Origin of the sequence: Streptomyces sp. NPDC002790 (assembly GCF_040295505.1) — a bacterium.
In the GTDB taxonomy this organism is placed as follows: domain Bacteria; phylum Actinomycetota; class Actinomycetes; order Streptomycetales; family Streptomycetaceae; genus Streptomyces.
The window spans coordinates 1-6500 of sequence record NZ_JBEOVM010000191.1 but is presented as its reverse complement, the minus strand read 5'-3'; the positions used below and the strand labels follow the sequence as shown (position 1 = coordinate 6500).

Here is a 6500-nt window from a genome sequence, read left to right as displayed (position 1 = left end):
GTTCGCGTCGTTCAGTTTCGATGCGTCGGTGTTGGATGTGGCGGTGGCGTTGTCGTCGGGTGCGACGTTGTGGGTGGCGTCGGAGGAGCAGCGGGAGGAGCCGCGGCGGCTGGCGGAGATGTCCGGGGTGCGGGCGGCGAGTGTGGTGCCGTCTCTGCTCGGGGTGTTGGAGCCGCAGGACCTGTCGCAGGTGGAGACCCTGCTGGTGGGTGCCGAGGCGATTGGCGAGTCGGCGGCGCGGGCGTGGTCTGCGGGGCGCCGGTTGGTGAACACGTATGGGCCGACCGAGGCGACGGTGATGGTGGCTGCCGAGGTGGTCGACGCGGATCGGCAGGGCCCGGTGCCGTTCGGCCGGCCGATCGCCAATACCCGTCTGTATGCGCTGGACGAGACGTTGCAGCCGGTGCCCGTAGGAGTGGCCGGGGAGCTGTATATCGGCGGGACGCAGCTTGCGCGCGGGTATGTGGGTCGGCCCGGTCTGACGGGTGAGCGGTTCGTGGCCTGCCCCTTCGGGGCGTCCGGTGAACGGATGTACCGGACCGGGGACGTGGCCAAGTGGACCCCGGACGGTCAACTGGTCTTCGCCGGCCGCGCCGATGAGCAGGTGAAGATCCGTGGTTTCCGGATCGAGCCGGGCGAGATCGAGGCTGTGCTGGAAGCCCGTGCCGAGGTGGCGCAGGCCGCGGTGATCGCCCGCCAGGACCCGCCCGGCGACAAGCGCCTGGTCGCCTACGTGGTGGCCGCGGACGCAGGGCTCGACACGGATGCCCTGCGGGACGTGGTGGCGTCGCGGCTGCCGGAGTACATGGTCCCGACTGCCTTTGTGACGCTGGACGAGTTGCCGCTGACCGCCAACGGCAAGCTCGACCGCAGGGCGCTTCCGGTGCCGGAGTATGCCGCGAGTGGCGGCCGGGGCCCGGCGACCGTACAGGAGGAGATCCTCTGCGCGGCCTTCGCGGACGTTCTGGGTCTGGAATCGGTGGGCCTCGACGACGACTTCTTCCGGCTGGGCGGACACTCGCTGTTGGCGGTGTCGTTGGTGGAGCGGCTGCGGGCCCGTGGTGTGTCGGTGTCGGTGCGGGCGCTGTTCGAGGCGTCGACGCCGGCCGGGCTTGCCAGGGCCACGGGCGTCGGATCAGTGGACGTGCCGGACAATCCGATCCCGGTCGGCGCGGAGCGGATCACGCCGGAGATGCTGCCGCTGGTCGAGCTGTCGCAGCAGGAGATCGACCGGGTGGTCGCGGCGGTCGACGGCGGAGCGTCGAACGTCGCGGACGTCTATCCGCTGGCGCCGTTGCAGGAGGGCATGTTCTTCCACCACCTGATGGCCGACGAAGGGGGCGACGTCTACCTGACGGCGCGCGTCGTTGAGTTCGACACCCGGACCCGGCTGGACGCTTTCGTCGGAGCGCTTCAGCAGGTCGTGGACCGGCACGACATCTACCGCACGGGTGTCGTGTGGGAGGGGCTGCGCGAGCCGGTTCAGGTGGTGTGGCGGCGGGCTCAACTGCCGTTCGTAGAGCACGCTTTGGATGCCGAAGCGGACGAGCCTGCCAGTGCGTCGGAGCGCTTGATCGCCCTCGCAGGGGCAGTGCTGAACCTTGACCGCGCCCCCCTGCTGGACGTGCATGCGGCCGAGGTGTCCGGGGGCCGGTGGCTGGCCGTCGTACGGATGCATCACCTGCTCCAGGACCACCTGGGCATGGACGTACTGCTGCAAGAATTGCGGGCGGTGCTCACGGGCAACGCGCACGAGCTGGCGCCGGCGATGCCGTTCCGGAACTTCGTGGCGCAGACGCGTGCCGTGCCCCGGGCCGAGCACGAGCGGTACTTCGCCGAGCTGCTCGGTGATGTCACCGAGCCGACCGTCCCGTACGGGGTGCTCGACGTACGCGGTGACGGCAGCGGGGTGACCGAGGCGGTCGTGCCCTTTGCCGCCGATGAAACCGACGGACTGCGGCGTGTGGCACGGGAGTTGGGGGTCAGCCCTGCAACCGTGCTGCACGTGGCCTGGGCGCGGGTCCTGGAGGTGCTGTCCGGGCGTGACGACGTGGTGTTCGGCACGGTGCTGTTCGGCCGGATGAACGCCGGCGCAGGAGCTGACCGGGTGCTGGGCCCGTTCATGAACACCCTGCCGGTACGGGTACGGACCGGCAGGGTCGGAGTGCGGGCAGCGGTCGAGGGGATGCGGGAGCAGCTGGCGGGACTGCTGGAGCACGAGCACGCTCCACTGGCGGTGGCGCAGCAGGCCAGCGGGATCGCGGGCGACACCCCGCTGTTCACCTCGCTGTTCAACTACCGGCATATCACCGGCACTTCCGAAGCCCCGACCGGTGGGGAGCAGACCGGCCGGCGGCCGATGGAAGGCATCCGCAACGTTCTCGTCCGGGAGCGCACCAACTACCCGGTGACGGTCTCGGTCAACGACTTCGGCGGCGCCGGAATGAGCGTGAGCCTGCTGGCGGCCGATGGCATCGACCCACAGGTGGTGGGCCGTTCGCTCCGCACCGCCCTGGCGAGCGTGGTCGACGAACTCGCGACGGTGCTGGACGGTGGCCCGGACACCTCGCTGACCGCGGTGGCCGTCCTGGATTCGAGGGAGCGCGACCAGGCGCTCGTCGAGTGGAACGACACCGCGGTCGAAGGGGCACTGAGGTCGGTCCCGGATCTGTTCGAGGCGCAGGTCGCGCGGACGCCGGGCGCGCCGGCGCTGGTGGGGTCCGGGTTCACACTGAGTTTCGCGGAGCTGGACGAGCGTGCCAACCGCCTCGGACGGCATCTGTCCGGCCTGGGAGTGGGACCGGAGGCGGCGGTCGCCGTGGCCGTGGACGGCGGCGCCGAGCTGATCGTGGCATGGCTGGGGATTCTCAAGGCGGGCGGCGCATACGTACCGGTCAACACTGAATATCCGGCCGAGCGGATCTCGTTCATGCTGTCCGACTCCGCGGCCGTCGCGGTGGTGGCCACCGGATCCGCGCGCGCCGCCTTCGAGGGACTCGATGTGCCGGTGGTGGAGCTGGACGATCCCGCCACGGCCCACGAACTCGCCGGTCTTGACGGTGGCCCGCTGTCGCGTCAGCTGCGCCCCGAGCATCCGGTGCAGATCATCTATACCTCCGGGTCCACCGGTGTGCCCAAGGGCGTGGTCATCCTGCACCAGGGCGTCGACCGGGTGGCGCGGCATGTGGGTGTGGCCGCGGGGGACGTGGTGAGCCAGCTGGCCTCGGTGTCGTTCGACGCGAGCACCCTGGAGGTCTGGGGTGCGCTGCTGAACGGCGCGACACTGGCGCTTCCGGAGCAGGGCGAGCTGTCGGTGGCGGAGCTCGGCGACTTCGTGTCCGCTCACCGGGTGTCCACCGCGTGGCTGACGGCCGGGCTGTTCCACGAGGTGGTGGACGCCGACCTTCAGGTCCTCGCCGGTCTGCGTCAGGTGTGGGCCGGCGGTGACGTGCTCTCTCCCGCGCACTGCGACCGTGTGACGGGCGAACTGCCGCGGACCGCGCTGACGAACGTGTACGGCCCGACCGAATGCACGGTGTTCACCACGACACACCCGGTGGCCGGCCCGGGAGACGGGCGCGGTGTGCCCATCGGGAGTCCCGTGGCGGCCAGCCGGGTCTACGTTCTGGACGCGTCGCTGAACCCGGTGCCGGTGGGTGTGCCCGGTGAGCTGTACACGACCGGAGCCGGGCTGGCCCGCGGGTATGTGGGACGGCCGGGATTCACCGCCGAGCGCTTCGTCGCCTGCCCGTTCGAGCCCGGGGAGCGGATGTACCGGACCGGCGACCAGGCAGTATGGCGCCAGGACGGCGTGCTGTCGTTCGTGGGCCGGGTGGATCAGCAGGTGAAGATCCGCGGAATGCGGATCGAGCTGGGCGAGGTCCGGAGCGCGCTCGCCGGGCATCCGGCGGTGGGCCGGGCCGAGGTGATCGTCCGCGAGGACGTCCCGGGCGACAAGAGGCTGGTGGCCTACGCGGCGCTCACCGAGGACGCGGACACATCGGCGGAGTCCCTGCTGGAGTCGGTGGCCGAGACGCTGCCCGCCCATCTGGTGCCCTCGACGGTGGTGCTGCTCGAACGCTTCCCGCTGACCGTGAACGGAAAGGTGGACCGCTCGGCCCTGCCCGCTCCCGACTACGCGGCCATGGGTGTGTCCGAGCGCCGCGCGCCGGCCACGGTGCAGGAGGAGATCCTGTGCGGGGTGTTCGCGGAGGTGCTGGCGCTGGAGTCGGTGGGGGTCGACGACGACTTCTTCCGGTTGGGCGGACACTCGCTGCTGGCCGCCCGGCTGGTGTCGCGGATCCGCACGATTCTGGGTGTCGAGCTGCCGCTGAGGGCGCTCTTCGAGGCACCGACGGTGGCCGGTCTCGCGACGCGGTTGGCCGAGGCGGCGCAGGCTCGGACACCGCTGCGGGCTGCGGAGACACGTCCGGAGCGGGTGCCGTTGTCGTTCGCGCAGCGACGGTTGTGGTTCCTGGGCCAGTTGGAGGGACCGAGCCCGACGTACAACATCCCCATGGTCGTGTCACTGACCGGCGAGGTGGACGTCGCCGCGCTGGGTGCGGCGCTGAGAGATGTGATCGCCCGGCATGAGTCGCTGCGCACACTGTTCCCGGCGGTGAACGGCGAGCCCTACCAGCGGATCCTCGATGCCCGGGAACCGCACGGGGACCTGCGGGTCGAGCCGGTGACACCCGCGGAACTGGCCGACGCCGTGCGGCAGGCTACGCAGCACACGTTCGATCTGTCGGCGGAGCTGCCGATCCGGGCGTGGCTGTTCGAGGCCGGGCCGGACGAGCGGGTGCTCGTCGTGGTGGTGCATCACATCGCCGGCGACGGTTGGTCTACCGCTCCGTTGGCACGGGACCTGTCGGTCGCGTATGCGGCGCGGTCGCAGGGCGAGGCGCCGGTGTGGGAGCCGTTGCCGGTGCAGTACGCGGATTATGCGTTGTGGCAACGGGAGTTGCTGGGGGAGGAGTCCGACCCGGACAGCCTGTTGTCGGAGCAGGTGGAGTACTGGCGGCAGGAGTTGACCGGAGCACCGGAGGAGATCGCCCTGCCGGTCGACCGGCCGCGTCCCGCGGTGGCGACACATGTGGGGCATCGGGTGCCGTTGCGGGTGCCGGCCGAGGTGCACCAGCGGGTGGTGGACCTCGCGCGTGCCGAGGGCGTGACGGTGTTCATGATCCTGCAGGCCGCGCTGGCGGTGACGCTGTCACGGCTCGGTGCGGGGACCGATGTGCCGATTGGTTCCGCGATCGCGGGACGTACCGACGAGGCGTTGGACGATCTCGTCGGGTTCTTCGTGAACACGCTGGTGGTGCGGACGGATCTGTCCGGTGATCCGGAGTTCCGTCAGGTGCTGGGACGGGTTCGGGAGGCGAGCCTCGGGGCGCTGGCGCATCAGGATGTGCCGTTCGAGCGGCTGGTGGAGGAGCTGGCGCCGGAGCGTTCACTGTCCCGGCACCCGCTGTTCCAGGTGATGCTGACGCTGCAGAACACCGACGGCGCCAGGCTGGAGGTGGCCGGTGCCCGTGTCGGTGCCGGGGAGCCGGCGGCCGGTGTGTCCACTGCGTCGGTGAAGTTCGACTTCGATGTGTCGCTGGCGGAGGTGCTGGACGAGGAAGGCCGTCCGGCCGGGCTGCGGGGATCGCTGATCGCGTCGGCGGACCTGTTCGAGGTGGAGACCGCCGAACGCCTGACGAGCTGGTTCGCCCGGGTGCTGGAACACGTGACGGCGGCGCCCGACGTGCGGCTGCATGCGGTCGACGTCATTGACGCGGCTGAACGGGACCAGGTGCTCGTCGGATGGAGTGACACCGCGGCCGCAGGCCCGGCGGACACCGTCATCGAGCTCTTCGGCCAACGGGTGGACGCCGCACCGGACGCGGTGGCAGTGGTGGCCGACGGGGTCGAGCTGTCCTACGGCGAATTGGACGCGGCGGCGAATCGGCTGGCGCACTGGCTGCGTGGGATGGGTGTGGGCCCGCAGACGGTGGTGGGCGTGTGCCTGCCGCGCGGGGCCGAGTTGGTGACGGCGATCCTCGGGGTGTGGAAGGCGGGAGCGGCGTACCTGCCGATCGACCGCCAACTGCCCGGCGAGCGCGTGCAGTTCATGCTCGGCGACGGCAGTGTGCAGCTCGTGGTGGCGGACCACTCGGCGACCGAGGGCCTGGCCGAAGCGCTGAGCGGCGTGCCGGTTGTGTGGCTCGACGATTCGCAGCTGCAGGCACAGTTGGACGAGCTGCCGACGAGCCCGCCGACGGTGACGGTGACATCGGTGGAAGTGGCGTATGTGATCTATACGTCGGGTTCGACGGGTGTGCCGAAGGGTGTGGCGGCGACCCACGGCGGGGCGCTGAACCTGGTGGCGGCGCAGATCGAGCGGTTCGCGGTGGAGCCGGGCTCGCGGGTGTTGCAGTTCGCGTCGATCGGTTTCGATGCGGCGGTGTCCGAGGTGTTGATGGCGCTGTGCTCCGGTGCGGCTCTGGTGGTGGCGT

The 6500-nt window shown here is 70.6% G+C and carries 1 protein-coding gene; it reads left to right on the top strand.

Features of this window, described 5'->3' with window-relative positions; all coding sequences use genetic code 11:
- Positions 1-28: 28 nt before the first annotated feature.
- A partial coding sequence (locus ABT004_RS35510; protein WP_351345684.1) for a non-ribosomal peptide synthetase occupies positions 29-6500 on the top strand: 6472 nt, incomplete at its 3' end.